The 21791-nt window shown below is 70.4% G+C and carries 19 protein-coding genes; all 19 read right to left on the bottom strand.

The window, feature by feature from the left end; all coding sequences use genetic code 11:
* Positions 1 to 38: 38 nt before the first annotated feature.
* The 19 genes from ASF17_RS07735 to rpoZ all read right to left on the bottom strand — a co-directional run bounded on the left by ASF17_RS07735 (position 39) and on the right by rpoZ (position 21785).
* Entirely contained in the window at positions 39 to 1496 is a 1458-nt protein-coding gene (locus ASF17_RS07735; RefSeq protein ID WP_055797421.1) for a glutamate synthase subunit beta, read from the bottom strand.
* Positions 1489 to 6066, bottom strand: coding sequence for a glutamate synthase large subunit (gltB, locus tag ASF17_RS07730; protein WP_055797420.1), 4578 nt, complete (start codon positions 6064 to 6066; stop codon positions 1489 to 1491). The genes ASF17_RS07735 and gltB overlap by 8 nt, the downstream gene beginning before the upstream one ends.
* A 271-nt stretch (positions 6067 to 6337) precedes the next feature.
* Complete coding sequence (gene lgt / locus ASF17_RS07725; RefSeq protein ID WP_055797418.1) at positions 6338 to 7339, bottom strand: prolipoprotein diacylglyceryl transferase; 1002 nt, start codon at positions 7337 to 7339, stop codon at positions 6338 to 6340.
* A 74-nt stretch (positions 7340 to 7413) separates the two neighbouring features.
* Positions 7414 to 8223 carry a tryptophan synthase subunit alpha gene (gene trpA, locus ASF17_RS07720; protein WP_055797416.1) on the bottom strand — a complete coding sequence of 270 codons (810 nt, stop codon included), beginning with the start codon at positions 8221 to 8223 and terminating at the stop codon, positions 7414 to 7416.
* Positions 8220 to 9428: a tryptophan synthase subunit beta gene (trpB, locus tag ASF17_RS07715; RefSeq protein ID WP_055797414.1), complete on the bottom strand. Its 1209-nt coding sequence runs from the start codon at positions 9426 to 9428 to the stop codon at positions 8220 to 8222. The genes trpA and trpB overlap by 4 nt, the downstream gene beginning before the upstream one ends.
* Position 9429: 1 nt before the next feature.
* The gene (gene trpC, locus ASF17_RS07710) at positions 9430 to 10203 is read right to left on the bottom strand and encodes an indole-3-glycerol phosphate synthase TrpC (protein WP_055797411.1); all 774 of its coding nucleotides are present in this window, start codon (positions 10201 to 10203) and stop codon (positions 9430 to 9432) included.
* Complete coding sequence (locus ASF17_RS07705; protein WP_055798481.1) at positions 10204 to 10458, bottom strand: DUF6704 family protein; 255 nt, start codon at positions 10456 to 10458, stop codon at positions 10204 to 10206. It abuts the gene before it with no gap.
* 40 nt (positions 10459 to 10498) lie between these two features.
* Positions 10499 to 11113 carry a Trp biosynthesis-associated membrane protein gene (locus ASF17_RS07700; protein ID WP_055797407.1) on the bottom strand — a complete coding sequence of 205 codons (615 nt, stop codon included), beginning with the start codon at positions 11111 to 11113 and terminating at the stop codon, positions 10499 to 10501.
* Positions 11113 to 12636, bottom strand: a complete 1524-nt coding sequence (locus ASF17_RS07695; protein WP_235476428.1) for an anthranilate synthase component I — start codon at positions 12634 to 12636, stop codon at positions 11113 to 11115. Before ASF17_RS07695 ends, ASF17_RS07700 begins: the two co-directional genes overlap by 1 nt.
* The gene (hisI, locus tag ASF17_RS07690; protein WP_055797401.1) at positions 12629 to 13021 is read right to left on the bottom strand and encodes a phosphoribosyl-AMP cyclohydrolase; all 393 of its coding nucleotides are present in this window, start codon (positions 13019 to 13021) and stop codon (positions 12629 to 12631) included. Before hisI ends, ASF17_RS07695 begins: the two co-directional genes overlap by 8 nt.
* Complete coding sequence (gene hisF / locus ASF17_RS07685; protein WP_055797398.1) at positions 13018 to 13812, bottom strand: imidazole glycerol phosphate synthase subunit HisF; 795 nt, start codon at positions 13810 to 13812, stop codon at positions 13018 to 13020. The genes hisI and hisF overlap by 4 nt, the downstream gene beginning before the upstream one ends.
* Before the next feature lies 1 nt (position 13813).
* Complete coding sequence (gene hisG, locus ASF17_RS07680; RefSeq protein WP_055797395.1) at positions 13814 to 14653, bottom strand: ATP phosphoribosyltransferase; 840 nt, start codon at positions 14651 to 14653, stop codon at positions 13814 to 13816.
* Between the two features lie 91 nt (positions 14654 to 14744).
* Positions 14745 to 15008 carry a phosphoribosyl-ATP diphosphatase gene (locus tag ASF17_RS07675; RefSeq protein ID WP_055797391.1) on the bottom strand — a complete coding sequence of 88 codons (264 nt, stop codon included), beginning with the start codon at positions 15006 to 15008 and terminating at the stop codon, positions 14745 to 14747.
* Positions 15005 to 15670 (bottom strand): ribulose-phosphate 3-epimerase, encoded by a 666-nt coding sequence (rpe, locus tag ASF17_RS07670; RefSeq protein ID WP_055797388.1) that lies wholly within the window; start codon positions 15668 to 15670, stop codon positions 15005 to 15007. Before rpe ends, ASF17_RS07675 begins: the two co-directional genes overlap by 4 nt.
* A 27-nt stretch (positions 15671 to 15697) precedes the next feature.
* Positions 15698 to 17059, bottom strand: a complete 1362-nt coding sequence (locus ASF17_RS07665; RefSeq protein ID WP_055797384.1) for an RsmB/NOP family class I SAM-dependent RNA methyltransferase — start codon at positions 17057 to 17059, stop codon at positions 15698 to 15700.
* Positions 17056 to 18051: a methionyl-tRNA formyltransferase gene (locus ASF17_RS07660; RefSeq protein WP_055797381.1), complete on the bottom strand. Its 996-nt coding sequence runs from the start codon at positions 18049 to 18051 to the stop codon at positions 17056 to 17058. The genes ASF17_RS07665 and ASF17_RS07660 overlap by 4 nt, the downstream gene beginning before the upstream one ends.
* A 14-nt stretch (positions 18052 to 18065) precedes the next feature.
* A complete protein-coding gene (locus tag ASF17_RS07655) occupies positions 18066 to 20099 on the bottom strand; it encodes a hypothetical protein (protein WP_055797378.1) in 2034 nt (677 codons plus the stop codon).
* A gap of 32 nt (positions 20100 to 20131) precedes the next feature.
* A complete protein-coding gene (gene metK / locus ASF17_RS07650) occupies positions 20132 to 21361 on the bottom strand; it encodes a methionine adenosyltransferase (RefSeq protein WP_055797374.1) in 1230 nt (409 codons plus the stop codon).
* A 157-nt stretch (positions 21362 to 21518) separates the two neighbouring features.
* Positions 21519 to 21785, bottom strand: a complete 267-nt coding sequence (gene rpoZ / locus ASF17_RS07645) for a DNA-directed RNA polymerase subunit omega (RefSeq protein WP_055797372.1) — start codon at positions 21783 to 21785, stop codon at positions 21519 to 21521.
* Between the last annotated feature and the right edge of the window lie 6 nt (positions 21786 to 21791).

Raw genomic sequence — 21791 nt, 5'->3', positions numbered from 1 at the left:
GTCCCGCCCTCCCAGCTTATTCCCGCCGAGGCGGACCGTCAGACCGAGATGGAGCGATCCGTGGGCCGGACGGGGAACGGCAGAGTGGTCTGCCCCTCCAGATAGGCGTCGACGGAGGAGGCCGCGGCGCGACCCTCGGCGATGGCCCAGACGATGAGCGACTGCCCGCGACCGGCGTCGCCGGTGACGAAGACGCCGGCCTCGCTGGTCTCGTACGTCTTGTCACGGACCAGCGATCCGCGCTCGTCGACGGGGAGGCGCAGCTGAGCCTCGAGGTCGTCGCGCTCGGGTCCCGTGAACCCGAGGGCGAGGAGGACGAGGTCGGCGGGGATCTCGCGCTCGGTACCGGCCTTGGGGACGCGACGACCGTCGAGGTACTCGGTCTCCGCGACGCGGATGGCGCGCACCTCGCCGACGTCGTTGCGGAGGAACTCGACCGTCGACGCGAGGAACATGCGCTCTCCGCCCTCCTCGTGAGCGCTCGAGACCTCGAAGACCGTCGGGAACATCGGCCAGGGCTGCGACTCGGGGCGCTCCTCGGGAGGCTGCTGCCCGATGGCCAGATTGGTCACGGAGAGAGCACCCTGACGGTGCGCCGTCCCGATGCAGTCGGCACCGGTGTCGCCGCCGCCGAGGACGACGACGTGCTTTCCCTCGGCCGTGATCTGGTCGATCACCGTGTCGCCGGCACCGACCCGGTTCTGCTGGACGAGGTACTCCATGGCGAAGTGGATGCCGGACAGGTCGCGACCGGGGATGGGGAGATCGCGGGGAACCGTGGCACCCGTCGCGACGACCACGGCGTCGTACCGCGCACGGAGGTCATCCCACGTGATGTCGCGCCCGATCTCGACACCTGCGCGGAAGCGCGTGCCCTCAGCCTGCATCTGCGCCAGACGCAGCTCGATCTGCTTCTTCTCCATCTTGAAGTCGGGGATCCCGTACCGGAGGAGACCGCCGATGCGGTCGTCGCGCTCGTAGACGGCCACCGTGTGACCGGCCCGCGTCAGCTGCTGGGCGGCCGCGAGACCGGCGGGACCGGAGCCCACGACGGCCACGGTCTTCCCCGTCAGTCGCTCGGGCGGGTGGGGGGTCACCCAGCCGTTCTGGAACGCCTGATCGATGATCGACACCTCGACCTGCTTGATCGTCACCGGCGGCTGGTTGATGCCCAGCACGCAGGACGACTCGCAGGGAGCGGGGCAGAGACGACCCGTGAACTCGGGGAAGTTGTTGGTCGCGTGCAGCCGCTCGATGGCCTGACGCCCCTCGCCGCGCCACATGAGGTCGTTCCACTCCGGGATGAGGTTCCCGAGCGGGCACCCCTGGTGGCAGAACGGCACGCCGCAGTCCATGCAGCGCCCGGCCTGACGCCGGAGCTCGCCGGACTCCTGCTGCTCGTAGACCTCTTTCCAGTCCATGAGTCGCACCGATACGGGTCGACGCTTCGGGAGCTCGCGCTTCTGCGTCTTCAGGAATCCCTTGGGATCAGCCACCGGTCACCTCCAGGATTCGCTTCCATGCTTCGTCGCCATCGGGGTCGAGACCCTCGTCGACGGCCGTCTGCCGGGTGGCGAGGACGGCGGCGTAATCGCGGGGCAGCACCTTGACGAACTCGGACACGGTGGTCTCGAGGTCGTCGAGCATGCGCTCCGCCACCGGGGACCCGGTCTCGGCGAGGTGCCGGGAGAGGAGGTCCGTGAGGATCTCGACGTCGGCGCTGCCGAGGGGATGGAGCTGCAGCTCCCCCGAGGCCAGGGCGTCGGAGTTGACCCGCTCCGTCCGGAGACCGTGGACGTACGCGGTCCCCCCGGACATGCCGGCACCGAGGTTGCGGCCGGTGTCGCCGAGGATGACGGCCAGGCCGCCCGTCATGTACTCGAGCGCGTGGTCGCCCACGCCCTCGACGACGGCGCTGGCGCCGGAGTTGCGGACCAGGAACCGCTCGCCGACGATGCCTCGGATGAACATGCTGCCGCGTGTCGCTCCGTAACCGATGACGTTGCCCGCGATGACGTTGTCCTCCGCGGGGAACGTGCTCGCCCGGTCGGGGCGGACGACGATGCTGCCGCCTGAGAGCCCCTTGCCGACGTAGTCGTTGCTGTCGCCCTCGAGTCGCAGGGTGATGCCCGCGGGGAGGAAGGCCCCGAGGGACTGACCGGCGGAACCACTGAGCGTCACGTCGATGCTGCCCTCGGGCAGTCCGTTCTCGCCGTGGCGCACGGTCACCTCGTGACCGAGCATCGTGCCCACCGCGCGCTCCGTGTTGCGGATCGGCAGGCTGATGTCGATGCGTCCGCCGTTCTCGAGCACGTCCATGCTGCGGGCGATGAGACCGACGTCGAAGTGCTTCTCGAGCTCGTGCTCCTGCGGACGGCGGTTGCGCCGCGGCTCGTCGTCGGCGAAGACCGGTCCGACCAGGACCGGCTCGAGGTCGAGACCCGACGCCTTCCAGTGGTCCACCGCGCGGTCGACATCGAGCACGTCGGTGCGGCCGATCGCCTCGTCGAGGCTGCGGAAACCGAGCTCGGCGAGGTACTCCCGCACCTCCTGGGCCAGGAACTCGAAGAAGTTGACGACGAACTCCGGCTTGCCCGAGAAGCGGGCCCGCAGCTCGGGGTTCTGCGTCGCGACGCCCACAGGGCAGGTGTCGAGGTGGCAGACGCGCATCATGATGCAGCCCTCGACGATCAGCGGCGCGGTCGCGAAGCCGAACTCCTCGCCGCCCAGGAGAGCGGCGATCATGACGTCCCGACCGGTCTTCATCTGGCCGTCGACCTGCACGACGACGCGGTCGCGCATGCCGTTCAGCATCAACGTCTGCTGCGTCTCGGCGAGCCCGATCTCCCAGGGGGTCCCCGCGTGCTTGAGCGAGTTGAGGGGGCTGGCGCCGGTGCCGCCGTCGTGACCGGACACGAGCACGACATCGGCCAGCGCCTTGGTCACACCGGCCGCCACCGCGCCGATCCCGGACTGGCTGACCAGCTTGACGTGCACACGAGCCGTGGGGTTCGCACGCTTGACGTCGAAGATGAGCTGCTTGAGGTCCTCGATGGAGTAGATGTCGTGGTGAGGCGGGGGCGAGATGAGCCCGACGCCGGGAGTCGCGTGACGCGTCCGTGCCACCCACGGGTAGACCTTGGTCGGAGGCAGCTGACCGCCTTCGCCGGGCTTGGCGCCCTGAGCCATCTTGAGCTGGATGTCCGTGGCGTGGGTGAGGTACATGCTCGTGACCCCGAAGCGTCCCGACGCGACCTGCTTCACGGCGCTGCGGCGCTCCGGGTCGAGGAGACGCTCGACGTCCTCGCCGCCCTCACCCGTGTTGGACTTGCCGCCCAGACGGTTCATGGCGATCGCGAGGGTCTCGTGCGCCTCCTTCGAGATGGATCCGTAGCTCATCGCGCCCGTCGAGAAGCGCTTGACGATGGCCTCGATCGGCTCGACCTCGTCGAGAGGGATCGAGGGCCGGACGCCATGCTTGAACGCGAACATGCCGCGCAGCGTCATCAGGTCCTCCGACTGGTCGTCGACGAGCTTGGTGTACTCGCGGAAGATGTCGTAGCGCCGCGTGCGGGTGGCGTGCTGGAGCCGGAAGACGGTGTCGGGGTTGAAGAGGTGCTTCGGTCCCTCGCGGCGCCACTGGTACTCGCCGCCGGTCGCCAGCCGTTCGTGCGCGACGACCGAACCGTCGGCCGGGTAGGCGCTGAGGTGGCGCTCCTTGTTCTCGGCCGCGATCACGTCGATGCCGATGCCGCCGAGCATCGTCGACGTCCCGGTGAAGTACGTGTCGACGAACTCGCGACTGAGACCGACGGCCTCGAAGGCCTGGGCGGCGGCGTAGCTGGAGACCGTGGAGATGCCCATCTTGGACATGATCTTCAGCACGCCCTTGCCGAGGGCCTTGATGAGGTTGTGCACGGCGTCTTCGGGCGAGAGGCCGGTGATCATGCCCGAACGGACGAGGTTCTCGCTGGTCTCCATCGCGAGGTACGGGTTCACCGCCGAGGCGCCGTAGCCGATCAGCGTCGCGACGTGGTGCACCTCGCGGACGTCGCCTGCCTCGATGATCAGACCGACCTTCATGCGGTTCTCGGTGCGGATCAGGTGATGGTGGACGGCTGCGACCATCAGCAGCGACGGCACGGGGGCGAAGTCCTGGTTGGAGTCGCGGTCGGAGAGCACGATGAACTCCGCACCCGCCTCGATGGCGTCGTCGACCTCGTTGCACATCGCGGCGATGCGCTTCTCGAGGGCGCGCGGACCCTTGTCCGACCGGTAGAGCCCCCGGATCGTCGAGGTGACGCGCGAACCCGGGCTGGGATCGATGTGCTGGATCTTCGCGAGCTCGTCGTTGTCGATGACCGGGAAGTCGAGGATCACCTGGCGGGCGTGCTCGGGCGTGGCGGAGAGGAGGTTGCGCTCCGGACCGAGACCGAGCTTGAGAGAGGTCACCACCTGCTCGCGGATGGAGTCGAGCGGCGGGTTGGTGACCTGCGCGAACTGCTGGGTGAAGTAGTCGAACAGGAGGCGCGGGCGCTCGGAGAGGACGGCGATCGGAGTGTCGCTCCCCATGGCCCCGAGGGGCTCGGCCCCGGTCTTCGCCATCGGCGCCAGGAGTATCCGCACCTCCTCTTCGGTGTAGCCGAAGGTCCGCTGGCGCCGCGTGACGGAGGCCGGCGTGTGGACGATGTGCTCGCGGTCGGGCAGTTCGGAGAGGTGGATGCGCCCCTCGGAGAGCCACTCGCCGTACGGAGCCGAGGAGGCGAGCTCGCGCTTGATCTCGTCGTCTTCGATGAGACGACCGGCCTCGGTGTCGACGAGGAACATCTTGCCGGGTCGGAGTCGACCCTTGCGGACGACCTTCGCGGGGTCGATGTCGAGCACGCCGATCTCGCTGGCGAGCACGACCAGGCCGTCGTCGGTGACGAGATAGCGACCGGGACGCAGGCCGTTCCGGTCGAGCGTCGCGCCGACCACCGATCCGTCGGTGAACGTGATCGCCGCCGGGCCGTCCCACGCTTCCATGAGCATCGAGTGGTACTCGTAGAAGTCGCGCAGCTCGGGGTCGATGTCGACCTGGTTCTCCCAGGCCTCCGGCACCATCATCATGATCGCGTGTGGGAGCGAGCGTCCCGTCAGGCTCAGCAGCTCGACGACCTCGTCGAACGAGGCGGAGTCGCTGGCACCGGGGCTGACGATCGGGAGGATGGGCTTGAGGTCGCCGATCAGTTCGGACTCGAGCTGCGACTGGCGCGCCCGCATCCAGTTCCGATTGCCGCGCACGGTGTTGATCTCCCCGTTGTGGGCGATCATCCGGAAGGGCTGAGCGAGCGGCCACGACGGGAACGTGTTCGTCGAGTACCGCGAGTGCACGATCGCCAGCTTCGAGGCGAAGCGCTCGTCGCTCAGGTCGGGGTAGAAGGGCTCCAGCTGGAGCGTCGTCACCATGCCCTTGTAGACCATGGTGCGGCTGCTCAGTGACGTGAAGTACGCCGACAGCTTGCGCTCGGCCCGCTTCCGGAGACGGAACGCCCGCCGGTCGAGCTCGACTCCCGAGAGGCGGTTCCCGTCGGCATCCCGCTGACGGCTGGCGAGGAAGATCTGCTCGAAGGCCGGCATGGCGTTGCGTGCCAGGGTGCCCAGCTCGTCGGGACGCACCGGCACGTCGCGCCAGCCGAGGACGTCGAGGTGCTCGAGGTCCGCGATGCGCTCGATCCCGGTCTTGAGCTCGGCGCGCTCCTGCTCGTCGAGGGGCAGGTAGGCGATGCCCACGGCGTACTCCCCCGCCCGGGGCAGCTCGAAGGCGACCTCGTCGCGGAAGAAGGCGTCCGGGATCTGGCAGAGGATGCCGGCGCCGTCACCCGTGCCGGCGTCGGAGCCGATCGCACCGCGGTGTTCGAGGTTGCGGAGCGCTCCGAGCGCCGCGTCGATGATGTCGTGCCCGGCCGTGCCCCGGAGGGTCGCGACCATGGCGAGGCCGCACGCGTCCTTCTCGTTGCGCGGGTCGTAGAGACCGGCGGCGGCGGGAACCGTGCTGAACTGCTGGTGGGCTGGCGTGGGGGCCATGGAATCCGTCCTCACGAAGAGATCCTGTAGGAGTCGGGACGTCGTCGGCCCGTGTCACTGGACGTCGCCGCGGAGGTGCGGCGTGCGTCGGTCGCCGACGGACGGTGGTTCGGTTGTCCGGTGGTGCTTCGGCTCAGCGGAGTTGCCCTGACAGCTTGTGGCGGTCGTGAGGTGGTTCTCGATGCGGAGGCGGCTCCGGCTGGAGGTCGGTCTGACTCGGTCGAGTCGTGACTGCCCTGGCCTGGTGCGGTGATCCTGGAGGCGGTGTGCCTCAGGAGCGGTGTGTGGTATCGGCGTCGTCGTCCGATGCTCCGACGGCGACCAGTTCGGGTTCGTCGTCGTCCGCCTCCGTGCGTCGCGAGTCTAGCTCAGTGTCGCGTTCGATCGGCGACCGCCCCGGGGCGTACGCGCCGGGTACGCGACCGGGGTGTCGACGCGTCGCGACGACGTAGATGACGATGCCGAGGACGATGGCGGCGAAGCTCATCCAGACGTTGGTCCGGATGCCGAAGAAGAGGAGGCTGGGATCGGTTCGGATCGACTCGAACCAGGCGCGGCCGATGCCGTACCAGACGAGGTAGAACGACAGGGCCTTGCCCCACTCGAGCGTCGTCTTGCGCTCGATCAGGAGCAGGATCGCCACCCCGGCGAGCATCCACACGATCTCGTAGAGGTAGGTCGGGTGGAAGAGCGTGCCTTCGGGCAGTCCGGTCGGGTACGCCGGATTGCTGGAATCGATCTCGAGACCCCAGGGCAGGTCGGTCGGCATGCCGAACAGCTCGTTGTTGAACCAGTTGCCGAGGCGACCGCACGCCTGGGCCACGAGGAGCCCGGGAGCCAGGGCGTCGGCGAAGGTCCAGAAGCGCAGACCCGAGTACCGGCAGCCGAGCCAGACGCCGACGGCCCCGAACAGCAGAGCCCCGTAGATGGCCAGCCCGCCCTCCCAGATGAAGAGGACGTGGATGTACTGGTCCGGTGACGAGAAGTAGTCACCGGGATGCGTGATCACGTGGAAGACCCGGCCCCCGATGATGCCCATCGGGACGGCGAAGAGCATGACGTCGATGACCACGCCGTTCTCGGCGCCGCGGCGCTTGAGGCGCTGATTGGTGATGATGCCCGCGATGACGATGCCGGCCAGGATGCAGAGGGCGTAGGCGTGGATGCGCAGCGACCCGGGCAGCGAGGCGCCGAAGGTCTCGTTGATCCACGAGGTGACGTCGAAGTACTGCCAGTCGGCGGACGGACTCGGGATGCTCAGGGGAACGAACACGGGCGGTAACGCCTTTCACGGGGAACACGGGGTGTCGGCGGGCCGACGCGGAACGACTCTAGCGCGAGCGGGAGTCAGCTCGAGACGGCCGCGCCAGACGACAGATCGGCGGCGACGGCCGCCAGGGATTCGAGACCCCCGTCGGCGAGGGCGCGCACGAACGCCGAGCCGATGATGGCTCCATCGGCGTACTCGAGCACTTCGCGGACCTGCGTGGCCGTCGAGATGCCGAGACCCACGCAGGCGTACTCGACACCGGCTGCGCGCAGCCGGTCGACGAGGGTGTGGGCTGCCGAGTCGACGTCGGTGCGCGTGCCCGTGATGCCCATCGTCGAGACGGTGTAGACGAAGCCGCGGCTGGCCTCGACCGACTGACGCAGCCGGGCGTCGCTCGAGGACGGGGCGGCGAGGAAGACCCGATCGAGATCCGCCGCCTCGGCTGCCGAGATCCAGGCGGAGCCCTCGTCGGGGATGAGATCGGGGGTGATGAGCCCTGCTCCGCCGGCCGCGGCGAGGTCGTCGGCGAAGCGCTGCACGCCGTACTGCTCGACCGGGTTCCAGTAGGTCATGACGACGACGGGGGCGTCGACACGCGATGTGATCTCGCGGACGGCGGTGAACACGTCGCGGACCCGGAAGCCCTCGGCGAGAGCCTTCTGCGTGGCGGCCTGGATCACGGGGCCGTCCATCACCGGGTCGGAGTAGGGCATGCCCAGCTCGATGACGTCGATCCCGTTCTCGGCCAGCGTGACCGCCGCCTCGATGCTCGTGGCCAGATCAGGGAAGCCGACGGGCAGATAGCCGATGACCGCACCGGAACCCGCGTCGCGACGGGCTCGGATCGCGGCCGCGACCTTGCTGCCCGAGACCTGCTCGGCGCTCACAGCTGCTGCGCCTCTTCATCGAGGACGCCGAAGTAGCGGCTGGCCGTCGCCACGTCTTTGTCGCCTCGACCGCTCATGGAGACGAGGATCGTCCAGTCCGGGTGACGCTGGCCGAGCTTGATCGTGCCCGCGAGGGCGTGAGCCGTCTCGATGGCGGGGAGGATGCCCTCGGTCTGAGTGAGGAGCTTGAACGCCGCCATGGCTTCCGCATCGGTGACCGGCTCGTAGTGCGCCCGCCCGCTCTCGGACAGCCACGCGTGCTCGGGACCGACGCTCGGATAGTCGAGACCGGCGGAGATCGAGTGGCTCTCGAGGGTCTGTCCGTCTTCATCCTGCATGAGATAGGACTTGGTGCCCTGGAGATTGCCGATGCGACCGAGGGTGATCGAGGCCGCGTGACGCCCGGTCTCGACCCCGTCGCCGCCCGCCTCGTATCCCCACAGCTCGACCGAGGGATCGTCGAGGAACGCGTGGAAGATGCCCATGGCGTTGGACCCGCCGCCGACGCAGGCCGTGACGGCGTCGGGGAGCGCACCCGTGAGTGCGAGCACCTGTTCGCGGGCCTCCTCGCCGATGATCTTGTGGAAATCGCGCACCATCGCCGGGAAGGGATGCGGACCCGCGACCGTGCCGAGCACGTAGTGGGTGGTGTCGACGCTGGCGACCCAGTCGCGCATCGCGTCGTTGATGGCGTCTTTCAAGGTCCGGGAACCGGTCGTGACGGAGACGACCTCGGCTCCGAGGAGGCGCATGCGGGCGACGTTGAGCGCCTGACGCTCGGTGTCGACCTGCCCCATGTACACGACGCACGACATCCCGAAGAGGGCGGCGGCGGTGGCCGTGGCGACGCCGTGCTGGCCGGCGCCGGTCTCGGCGATCAGGCGGGTCTTGCCGAGCTTGCGGGCGAGGAGGGCCTGTCCGAGCACGTTGTTGATCTTGTGCGAACCCGTGTGGTTCAGGTCTTCGCGCTTGAGGATCACCCGCGCTCCCCCGGCGTGCTCGGCGAAGCGAGGGACCTCGGTGATGATCGACGGACGACCGGTGTAGGTCGCGTGCAGGGCCCGGAGCTCGGCCTGGAACTCGGGGTCGACCGCCGCGGCCTTGTACGCGGCGTCGAGCTCGTCGAGAGCCGCAACCAGGGACTCGGGGACGAATCGTCCGCCGAAGGAGCCGAAGTAGGGCCCCGTCTCATCGCGCAGTGCCAATTCAGACCTCCAGGAAGCGGGTGAGTGCGTCGACGGGATCGCCGTGCGTGACGAGAGCCTCGCCCACGAGCACGACGTCGGCGCCGGCGCGACGGTAGTGGGCGACGTCGTCGGGAGACGCGACGGCGGACTCGGCGATGCGCACCACGCCCGAGGGGATGCCGTCGGCCAGTCGGCCGAAGAGGTCGCGATCGAGCTCGAACGTCGTGAGGTCGCGGGCGTTGACCCCGAGGAGCTCCGCGCCGGCGTCGAGACCACGACGGACCTCGTCGGCGGAGTGGGTCTCGATCAGGGCGGTCATGCCGAGGGACCTGACGAGGTCGTGCAGTTCGAGCAGTCGCGGCTGGGAGAGCCCGGCCACGATCAGGAGGACGAGGTCGGCCCCGGCCGCCCTCGCCTCGAAGACCTGGTAAGGATCTGCGATGAAGTCCTTGCGGAGCACGGGGACGTCCACGACATGGCGCACCGCCTCGAGGTCGGCGAGGGTCCCCTTGAAACGCCGACCCTCGGTGAGGACGCTGATCGCGCTGGCTCCGCCGGCGGCGTACGACACGGCCAACGAGGCCGGATCGGCGATGTCGGAGAGATCGCCCCGTGAGGGACTCGCCCGCTTCACCTCGGCGATGATCTTCACCCGGTCGGCGGGGCGGAGTGCGGCGACGGCGTCGAAGGCCGGGGGCCGTGCGAGGGCCGCGGCCTCGACGTCCGCGAGCGACACCAGTTCACGCCGAGCCTCGGCATCGGCGAGAGCCCCGGCGTAGAGATCGTCGAGCACTTAGTTGTGCGCCTTCGGCACGTAGCGGTGACCGCCCACGCCGTAGCCGACGCGCTTCAGCACGAGCCCGACGACGAGACCCACGACGACGAGGCCGGCGGAGGCCCAGACGATCCACGGGATCGCGAGGAAGAAGGCGGCGGTTCCGATCGAGAAGGCGACCAGCATGATGATCACAGCCGTCCAGGCGGCGGGCGAATTGCCGTGACCGAGGTCTTCGGCGGCCTCGTGGCGGTCGTCGGGCTTCGTCTGAATGCTCACGGTGCTCCTTGGATCAAGATGGGACTGCTCGAGTCTACCGGCTGCGGCCCGGGGAGGCGGGATCCTCGGTGGGGTCGTCTCCGCCGGAGAGGGTGTCCCACGCGGCGGCGGGGTCCGTGGCCGGGTCCGCCGCCACGAGCCGCGTCGCCGAGTACTTCCGAGTCGCCTGGGGCCAGGCCCCGGAGAGCACGACGACCGCCACGCCGAGGAGAGCCGACAGGACGCCGACGACGAGGGCGATCCAGGGCCAGGGGGTGGCGGAGACCGAGTCGACCAGATCGACGAGCGAGGACGCGCCCTCGACGCCCGTGGCCGTCGTGATCGGCGCGCCCGATGCGCCGATCGGATCCGCGAGGGAGGTTCCGGCGCCGAGGGCCACGGACACCCCGAGGAGGGTCTGGAGGACGCCGAGCACGATCCGGAAGACCCGCCCGGCGATGCTGAGGGCGGCGAAGAGGGCGAGGCTGGCGAGCGAGAGCGCCGACAAGGCGCCGCCGGCGACGTCGCCCCCGGCCGTGACGGGGGCGGTGCCGCCCTGAGGCAGGCGGATGACCAGCTCGAACCAGGGCTGCGTCCACGCGAGCAGGACGACTCCGGCGAGGAGGACGCCGAGGAGGATCGTGTACAGCTTGAGGCGTCGGGCGGGCATCAGGTGAGCCTCGTCATGGCGTTGGCCACGGCCACGGCACGCAAGGGAGCCGCCGCCTTGTTGCGCGCCTCCTCGTTCTCGGCGACGGGGTCGCTGTCGGCGACCAGGCCCGCCCCGGCCTGGACCCGCGCGACCCCGCCCTGCAGCAGGACCGTCCGGATGGCGATGGCCACGTCGGCGGATCCGGCGAAGTCGAAGTAGCCGACCACTCCCCCGTAGACGCCGCGCTGCGCGGGCTCCAGCTCGTCGATGATCTCGAGCGCCCGGGGCTTGGGGGCGCCCGACAGCGTGCCGGCCGGGAACGTCGCACGGAAGGCGTCGATCGCGTTGCGCCCGGGCGCGAGATCGCCCTCGACGCTCGAGACGAGGTGCATGATGTGGCTGAAGCGCTCCACCTGCATGAACTCCGTCACCTCGACCGACCCCGGTGTGCAGACCTTGAGCAGGTCGTTGCGGGCGAGATCGACCAGCATGAGATGCTCAGCCCGCTCCTTCTGGTCGGAGGCCAGCTGGTCGGCGAAGGCCTGATCGTCCTCAGGCGTGTCTCCGCGGGGCTTCGAGCCCGCGATGGGGTGCGTGTAGGCGCGTCGCCCGTCGACCTTGACGAGCGCCTCGGGCGAGGACCCGACGATCGAGTACGGGCGGCCATCGACGTCGTCGAGGCTGACGAGGTACATGTACGGGCTCGGGTTGAGGGTCCGGAGGACCCGGTAGACGTCGAGCGGATCGGCCGTCAGCTCGTGATCGAAGCGCTGCGAGATGACGACCTGGAAGACGTCTCCGTCGCGGATGTACCGCTTGGACCGCTCGATGGCCGCGGCGTACTCGTCATCGCTCGAACGCCGGACGGGCGCCGGGGCGACGGTGAGATCGACGTCGGAGAGATGCGCCTCGCTCGGTTCGGCCAGCCGGCTCTGGAGATCGTCGAGTCGAGCCTGCGCTCCGCTCCAGAGCGCGTCGGCCGAGTCGGTCCGATCGTTCAGCACCGTCGCGATGAGGAGGACGGCGCCGGTGCGATGATCGAGGGCGACCAGCTCGCTCACGAAGCTGAGGGCCTGCGCCGGGACCTCGAATTCGGCGGGCGGCGCATCGGGGAGCGACTCGAGCTCGCGAACGGCCTCCCAGCCGATGAAGCCGACGAGACCACCCGTCAGGGGCGGGATGTCGCGGAGACGGGGTGTCGCCCACCGCTCGAAGAGAGCCGAGAGCACCTCGAGGGGGCGACCGGTCGCGTCGCCGAGAGCGCGGTCGCGCGACATGCCGTAGTCGATCCACTCGACCTCGTCGCCGCGGGTCGTGAGGACCCCGAACGATGAGACCCCGATGAACGACCAGCGCGACCAGATGCCGCCCTGCTCGGCCGACTCGAGGAGGAACGTGCCGGGGCGCCCGGCCGCGAGCTTCCGGTAGACGCCGACGGGAGTCTCCCCGTCGCCGAAGAGATCGCGGACGACGGGGACGACGCGGTGCCCGTCGAGGGCGGCGTCGAACTCCGAGCGGGAGGTGGTGGCGCGGTCAGCCACGATCTCCGCCGTCGATCGAAGCGGCCGTGACGGGGTGGAGGGGGCCCACCTCGAAGCAGGAGTGAGCGCCCGTGTGACAGGCCGCGCCGATCTGCTCGACCGTCACCAGGAGGACGTCGTCGTCGCAGTCGAGGGCGGCGGCGCGGACGAACTGCGCATGACCCGAGGTGTCGCCTTTTCGCCAGTACTCCTGACGGGAACGGGACCAGAACGTGACGCGGCCCTCGGTGAGAGTCCGCGTGAGGGCCTCGGCGTCCATCCATCCCATCATGAGCACGTCTCTCGAGGTCTCCTCTTGGATGATCGCGGGGAGGAGTCCGTCGGCGTCGAAGCGCGCCCGGGCGACGACGGGGGCGACGGATTCGCGTGTGAGGGCGTCGGTCATGAGTGCTCCTGGGAACGGCGGACCAGGATGCCCGACGCCGCCAGCTCGCGCTTGACGTCGTCGACGGTCAACTGGCCCGTGTGGAAGACGGAGGCGGCGAGCACCGCATCGGCACCCGCCTCGATCGCCGGGGCGAAGTGCTCGACCGAACCCGCGCCTCCTGAAGCGACGACGGGGACCCGGCTGACGCCGCGCATCAGACCGACCAGCTCGAGGTCGAAGCCCTCGCGCGTGCCGTCGGCGTCGATCGAATTGACGAGCAGCTCGCCCGCCCCTCGCTCGACGGCCTCGCGGGCCCACTCGAGGGCGTCGAGATCGGTCTCGGTCCGACCGCCGTGGGTCGTGACGACGAAGCCCGACGGGGTCCGGGTCGAGCGCTTGACGTCGAGGGAGAGCACGACGGCCTGCGCGCCGAAGCGATCGGCGATCTCGCCGACCAGGTCGGGACGGCCGATGGCAGCGCTGTTGATGCCGATCTTGTCGGCGCCGGCTGCCTGCAGTCGAGCGACGTCGTCGGTGGAGCGCACCCCGCCTCCGACCGTGAGGGGGATGAAGACCTGCTCGGCGGTGGCCCGCACGACCTCGTACATCGTCGCCCGCTCGTCGACCGTCGCCGTGACGTCGAGGAACGTGATCTCGTCGGCACCCTGCTCGTAGTAGGTGCGGGCCAGCTCGACCGGGTCGCCGGCGTCACGCAGGTCGAGGAAGTTGACCCCCTTGACGACCCGCCCGGCCGCGACGTCGAGGCACGGGATGACGCGGACGGCGAGCGTGGGGTCGGCGCTCGTCATCTCAGAGCCTCGCGGCGTGGATGGGGCTGACCAGGATCGCGCGAGCGCCGAGGTCGTAGAGGGCGTCCATCACCTGGTTGGTGTCGGTGCGCCGGACCATGACGCGGACGGCGGCCCAGTCGGCGTCGTGGAGCGGGGAGATCGTCGGGGACTCCATCCCCGGAGCGACCGTCGTGGCGGCGTCGAGCTTCGAGACCGGGATGTCGTAGTCCATCATCACGTACTGGCGCGCCACGAGGACGCCCTGCAGTCGACGGTGCAGGACGGCCAGACCGTCGACGGTCTCGTCGGAGGCGATGAGGACCGCGGTGGACTCGAGGATGACCGGCCCGAAGATCTCGAGACCGGCGGCACGCAGGGTGCCTCCCGTCGAGACGACGTCGGCGACCGCGTCGGCGACACCCAGTCTGACCGCGCTCTCGACCGCTCCGTCGAGGCCGACGAGGGTGGCCGTGACGCCGTGCGAGGCGAGGAACGACCCCACGAGACCGGCGTAGCTCGTCGCGACTCGGGTGCCCTGGAGCTCCCGCAGGTCGGTGAAGCGACCGGGAGGGCCGGCGAACCGGAAGGTCGAGCCGCCGAACTCGAGAGGGGCGACCTCGTGCGCCGTGGAGTGCGAGTCGAGGAGGAGGTCGCGCCCGGTGATGCCGACGTCGAGAGCGCCCGAGCCGACGTAGGTGGCGATGTCCCGCGGCCGGAGATAGAAGAACTCGACGCCGTTGCGGGGGTCTTCGACGTGCAGGGTGCGGGTGTCACGGCGACCGGTGTACCCGGCCTCGCCGAGCATGGCTGTTGCGGTCTCGCTGAGGGAGCCCTTGTTGGGCACGGCTACGCGGAGCATGGTCTGTCGGTGTCCGATCTGGTCGGCCCGTCGGGGCCTGGTGTCGTCGGATCGTCGGCTGCGGACGATCGAGGAGGGGTGCGGAGACGGATCAGAGATGTCGGTACACGTCGGCGGGGGTCAAGCCCTTGGCCACCATCAGCACCTGGAGGTGGTACAGCAGCTGCGAGATCTCCTCGGCCGTGGCCGTGTCGCCCTCGTATTCGGCGGCCATCCAGACCTCGGCCGCCTCCTCGACGATCTTCTTGCCGATCTGGTGAACGCCGGCGTCGAGCTCGGCGACGGTCTTGCTGCCCTCCGGACGATCGCGGGCCTTGTCGCTGAGCTCGATGAACAGTTCGTCGAAGGTCTTCACGAGGTCAAGGGTACCGTCGCGGCGGCCGCCCGCAGCGCGGCGATGCGCTCGGCCGGGTCTCCGCCGTAGACGGCCGAACCCGCCACGACGGTGTCCGCGCCGTTCGCCACGGCGGTGACGATCGTCGAGACGTCGATGCCGCCGTCGACCTCGAGCCAGACGTCGAGACCCGAGCGGTCGACCGCTGCACGCGCGCGGGCGAGCTTCGGCATGGTCTCGGTCATGAACGACTGGCCGCCGAACCCGGGCTCGACGGTCATGACGAGGATCATGTCGAACTCGTCGAGGGTCGCGAGATAGGGCTCGATGTCCGTTCCGGGCTTGACCGCGACGGAGGCTCGCGCCCCGGAGCTGCGGACGGCCCGGGCCGTCGCGACGGGGTCCGCGGCGGCCTCGGCCGAGAACGTCACGGAGAACGCACCGAGTTCGGCGTAGCGGGGAGCCCAGCGATCGGCGTCGTCCACCATGAGGTGGATGTCGAGGGGCAGAGGACTGACCTGCTGCAGGCGTTCCACGACGGGGAGCCCGAGGGTGAGGTTCGGGACGAAGTGGCCGTCCATCACGTCGACGTGGACCAGGTCGGCGTCGGCGATGCGATGCAGGTCGCGCTCGAGGTTCGCGAAGTCGGCGGACAGGATGCTGGGGCTGATGCGGACGGGCACCCGACGATCTTACCGACGCGGCCGGCGTCAGCGGCGCTTCTCGATGAGGGCCACGAACATCGCGTCGGTCCCGTGGCGATGCGGCCAGAGCTGCACGTACGGAGCCGAGCCGAGATCGACTGGCGAGCCGACGACGCGCCGGGCGGTCTCCGTCGCATCGACCACCGTGAGCTCGTCGCGTCCGCGGACGCCCGTCTCGACGATCGCCCGGGTCTCGGCCACGTGGGGCGAGCAGGTCACGTAGGCGAGCACGCCCCCCGGCGCCAGAGCGTCCACCGCGCTGGTGAAGAGGCGCGCCTGGAGCTCGGTGAGCTCGCCGACATCACGAGGCTGCTTCCGCCAGCGGGCCTCGGGGCGCCGCCGCAGGGCCCCGAGCCCGGTGCAGGGGGCGTCGAGCAGGATGCGGTCGAACGACCCGGGCCGGTCGGAGCCGAAGCGCGTCGCATCGCCCTCGAGCACCTCGATCTCGCCGGGAACCGACTCGAGCGCCTGCCGGACGAGGCCCGCGCGCGCCGGCACGAGCTCGTTGGCCAGGAGCCTCGCCCCGCCGCGAGCGGCCTCGGCCCCGAGCAGGGCCGCCTTGCCCCCGGGACCGGCGCACATGTCCAGCCACCGCTCATCGCCGACGACGGGCCGGTGCCGGCTCAGCATCAGTGCCGCCAGCTGCGATCCCTCGTCTTGCACTCGCGCTCGACCCTCGCGCACGGCGGGGTGATTCGACGGGTCGCCGCCGACGTTCGTGGCCGCGACCGGCGACAGCACGCCCCCCGGGCCGCCGAGCTCGGCGACCTCGGCGAGACCCGGCAGCGCGACGAGACTGACCCGTGGGGCCTGATTGTCCGCCTCGAGGAGATCGACCAGCTCGTCGCCCCGCGCCTCGGCGGTCAGCGACTGGCGGAACGCCCGCACGACCCAGGCGGGGTGCGACCATTCGGCGGACAGACGGTCGTCCACACCGACCGCGCCGGCGAGGACCCGCTCGCGCCAGGCGTCGGGCGTCGTGCGTGAGACCGTCCGGAGGACGCCGTTGACGAAGCCGGTGGCCGACCTGCTGCCGACCTCGCGCGCCAGCTCGACGGACTCGTCGACGGCGGCGTGGGTGGCGACCCTCGTCGAGAGCAGCTGGTGGACCCCGAGACGGAGGACGTCGAGCAGCGCCGGGTCGATCTTCTCGACGGCGCGGCGCGCGGCGATGGCTATCACGCGGTCGTAGTAGCCCTGGAGTCGCAGGGTTCCGTAGGTCAGCTCGGTCGCCAGACCGGCATCGGCCGCGTCGAGACGGGCCCGTGCGATGCGCGACGGCAGGAGCAGGTTCGAGTAGGCGTCATCGTCGGACACCGCTCGGAGGACGTCGAGGGCGACGCGGCGGGCGGGTTGGACCCGGCTCATTCGTGATCTCCTTCGGGGAGGGGCGAGACGAGGAGGTGCGGTGCGCCTCGATCAGGGAGCCCGCGGAACCAGTCGGCGGCCGCCATCGGCCTCTTGCCGGCCGGCTGGACGCTGACGAGCTCGAGGGGCCCGGTCGCCGTGCCGACGAGGATCGATCGCCCCGACCGGACGAGGGCGCCCGGTCCGGGCGGACTCGAGGCTGCGTCGCGGCCGGCGTCGTCGCCGCCCTGCGGTGCGGGTTCGGGTGAGGGTTCTCTCAGCTCGAGCACCTTCAGCCGGGCTCCGTCGAAGGGGACGTGGGCGCCGGGCTCCGGGGTCGTGCCCCGGTAGCGGTCGAGGACCTCGCGCGCCGGTCGACGGAGATCGAGGGCGCCATCGTCGATGGTCAGCTTCGGGGCGACGCTGACCACGCCCGTCTGCGCCACGCCGACGGCTGTTCCGGCGGCCAGGGAGTCGACGGTCCGGCCGAGGAGCGTCGCGCCCGAGACCGCCAGCTCGTCGAGCAGCGCGCCCGCGGTCTCGTCTCCCGTCAGACGGTGCTCGAGGGTTCCGTAGACGTCGCCGGCGTCGAGGTCGGCGACGAGTTGGAACACGGCGGCCCCGGTCGTCACGTCGCCGGCCATGAGCGCGCGCTGCACGGGTGCGGCGCCGCGCCAGCGCGGCAGGAGGGAGAAGTGGAGGTTCACCCACCCGAGACGCGGGAGCGACAGGACCGGCTCGCGGAGGAGCGCCCCGAAGGCGACGATGACACCGAGATCGGGTTCGAGGGCCGCGAGTCGGGCGGACACCTCGTCGGTCATGCGGCGGGTCTTGATGACCGGCAGCCCCAGCCGCTCCGCCTCGGCGGCGACGGGTGTCGGGGTGAGGACGCGCTTGCGCCCCTGGGGGGTGTCGCTGCGGGTGAGCACCCCGACGATCTCGTGCTCGCTCTCCGCGAGAGCGAGCAGGGAGGGCAGAGCGGCGGCGGGGCTGCCGGCGAAGACGAGACGCACGAGGGTTCCTGAGTTCAGTCGGTGAACGGTTCGACGTCGTCGAACCGCACTCTGAGTGTAGAGACGGGGCGACCGCGCTTCTGACCGATCGCCTTGCGCCTCTCGGTCGCCGCCCTGATGACCTGGGAGCGCAGGACCTGCGCCACCTCGGCCCCCCTGCCCACGTCGAACCGGACGATGGCCCGGACGCCCGCCTCGGGGACGTCCACCGGGCCGAGGGTCTCGCCCCGGACGTCGCTCGGGAGCTCGGACAACGCCCTGGCCACCGTGTCGACGGTGCCCGTCACGGTCGCCACCCGGACGGCGGGCGGGAACCGCAGCTGACGGCGATCCGACAACTCGGACGAGGCGAAGCGGGCGAGCTCCCAGGTGGCGAGGGCCGAGGCGAGGGCGCCGCCGACCCCGACGAGGACGACGGGGGCGCGTCGGGCGGCGAGGGCCGTCGCGTTGGCCCACCAGCGGAGGCAGTCCTCGGCGACGCGCAGACTCTCGCGCGCGAGCATCCGCTCGCCGTCGAGCAGCAGCACCGCCTGGTAGCCGCCGGCCGCGATCGGCTCGGCACCGCGGGTGGCGACGATGAGCGCGGGTTCGCCGTCGACGTGCGTGATCGGTCGGGTGCCGTCGGCGACGACGACTCTGACACCGGGGAACGCCTTGCCGAGCTCGTCGGCCGTCCGGGCGGCGCCGGCGCCGACGGGCTTCATGACGGTGCCCTCGCAGGTCTGGCAGCGCCACCCGGCGGCCAGTGCTCCGCACCAGGAGCATGCGGGCTGAGCACCCTGCTGTCGCTGGACGACCGGACCGTTGCAGCGGAGGCAGCGGGCCGTGTCGCCGCACTCCGTGCAGGCGAGACGGGGCGAGTAGCCGGGGTGGGCCACCTGGACGAGCACCGGTCCGTGCTCGACCGCGGCCCGAGCCTCGGACCAGGCCGTGGAGGGGATGCGCGCCCGTGCGGCGAAGCCGTCGTGCGCAGCCTGCTGGGAGGTCGGGATCACCTTCGGCTGATAGCGCGGATCGGGCCGCACCTCGGCGAGGAATCCGACCTCGACCAGTCGCTGGACGTCGGTGCTGCGAGCGTGCCCGAGGAAGACGAGCGCCGAGCCCTGCTGGGTCTGACGGACGAGGGCGGTGTCGCGTGCGTGGACGTAGGGGCTCAGCGGTTCGGAGAACAGCGGGTCGCCGTCGTCGAAGACGACCATGACGCCCAGCCGGACGGAGGGCGCGAGGAGGACCGATCGGTTCCCGACGATGACGACCGGGTCGTCCCCGCGTGCGCGGAGAAGGGCCCGGTAGCGGTCCGCATTGGATTGTCGGGAGTCGAGACGGACGATGGAATCGGCGGGGACGACGGCGCCGAGGGCGCGCAGCACCTGGTCCTCGTCACGGTAGTCGGGCACCGCGACGATCGCGTTGTCCCCGGACGCCAGCGCGACCGCCGCGAGTTGGGCGGCGGTGACGGCCCAGTGCCCCACCCATCCCCCGCCCTCGGCCAGCTCGACGAGCAGCGGGATGGCGTCCACGGCGGCTCTCCCGCGCGCCGGCACGAGATCGAGCAGGCCCCCGGCGCGATAGCCCGTGATCTCGGCGGGTGCGGCGGCTCGATCGGCTTCGGCCGGCGGAGCCGAGTCGGCGTCCGCGCCCGACGCCGTCTCGGCCGCCGGACCGGCCAGCCAGGCCTTCTCGACCCGCACCTGCCGGGGCGGTACGGCCAGCCGGAGGACGTCGCTGGCCGAGCCTCCCGCGCGGTCGGCGACGGCACGGGCGAGACGCCACACCTCGGGGGCGAGGACGGACACCTCGGAGACGACGTCCTCGACCTCGCTCAGCTCGCCGACGTGGTCCGAGCCGTCGACCAGATCGACCACGAAGGCGTCGGCGATGCGTCCGGCCGAGCGAAGCGGCACCTTGACCCGGATCCCGGGAGCCATCACGTCGCGAAGCCGCGGCGGCACGCTGTAGTCGAAGAGCCGGTCGAGCTGAGGCAGCGGGGACTCGACGAGCACACGGGCGACGACGCGACGGGGGGTCGGATCGGGCAGCAGGGTCATGACGACCTCGACCGGCCGAGTGCGCTCACCGATCAGAGCCCGGCGGCGGCCCGCAGCGCGTCGACGCGGTCGAGGGCCTCCCAGGTGAAGTCGGGGAGGTCACGGCCGAAGTGACCGTAGGTCGACGTCGCGGCGTAGATGGGACGGAGCAGGTCGAGATCACGGATGATCGCGGCGGGTCGGAGGTCGAACACCGCGCCGACCGCGTCGATGATGACCTGATCGGACACGTGGCCCGTGCCGAATGTCTCGACGTAGAGACCGACCGGAGCGGCCCGACCGATCGCGTAGGCGATCTGCAGCTCGAGACGGTCGGCGAGGCCGGCGGCCACGGCGTTCTTCGCGACCCACCGCATCGCGTACGCCGCCGACCGGTCGACCTTCGACGGGTCTTTTCCGGAGAAGGCACCACCGCCGTGTCGGCTCGCGCCGCCGTACGTGTCGACGATGATCTTGCGACCGGTGAGCCCGGCGTCGCCCTGCGGCCCCCCGATCTCGAACCGCCCGGTGGGGTTGATGATGAATCGGGTGCCGGTCGAGTCGAGGCCCGCGTCGGCCAGGACCGGCCGGATCACGTGTTCGATCACGTCGCGCTCGAGCTGCTCGCTCGAGACCGTCGGAGAATGCTGCGTGGACAGCACGACGGTGTCGACCGTGACCGGCACCACGCCGTCGTAGCCGACCGTGACCTGCGTCTTGCCGTCGGGTCGCAGATAGTCGAGCTCGCCCGACTTTCGCACCCCGGCGAGACGTTCGGCGAGGCGGTGGGCCAGCCAGACGGGCAGCGGCATGTACTGGGGGGTCTCGTTGGTGGCGTAGCCGAACATGATGCCCTGGTCGCCTGCACCCTGACGATTGAGCTCGTCGTCGTCACCGCCGCGGGCCTCGAGCGCGGAGTCCACACCCTGAGCGATGTCCGGCGACTGCGAGCCGATCGACACCTCGACACCGCAGGTCCGCCCGTCGAAGCTGACGGCCGACGAGTCGTAGCCGATGCCCACGATCAGATCGCGGACGATGGTGGGGATGTCGACGTAGCCCTTGGTGGTCACCTCGCCGGCCACGTGGACCAGGCCGGTCGTCACCATGGTCTCGACCGCGACGCGGCTCGCCGGGTCGACCGCCAGCAGAGCGTCGAGGATGCCGTCGGAGATCTGGTCGCAGATCTTGTCGGGATGACCCTCGGTCACCGACTCGGAGGTGAACAGCCGGAGGCCGCTCGGAGTCGACGTGCTCGCGTGGTGGTGGTCGTTCGTGGTCAAGGGGATCCCCTCGTGGGCTGGTGGGCGGCGCGACTCTGGCGTCGGACCGGTGGACGTGACGAGGCCCCGCGGGATCGTCTCCCGGGGGCCTCGTACGAGTCTAGAACCGACCCCTGACAGTGGTCGGACTGTGACGTCACGCCCGAAGGCGCTGCGATCAGTCGACCGGCGTCGCCAGCGGCTTGACCTCGAGCTTGTCCTCGTTGATCTCGTGCATCGCGACGGAGAGGGGCTTGTCGTCGATCGTGCTGTCGACCAGGGGTCCGACGTTGTCGAACAGGCTGCCTTCGTGGAGGTCCGCGTAGTAGTCGTTGATCTGACGCGCGCGCTTGGAGGCGAAGATGACGAGCGCGTACTTCGACTCGACCTTCGAGAGCAGCTCGTCGATGGGGGGATCGATGATGCCCTTGTTCTTGTCGGCCATGGTTAC

The sequence above is a fragment of the Frigoribacterium sp. Leaf263 genome (assembly GCF_001422285.1).
Classification (GTDB): domain Bacteria; phylum Actinomycetota; class Actinomycetes; order Actinomycetales; family Microbacteriaceae; genus Frigoribacterium.
Note: the sequence above shows the minus strand (reverse complement) of the source record. Positions and strands in the feature narration are given on the sequence as shown.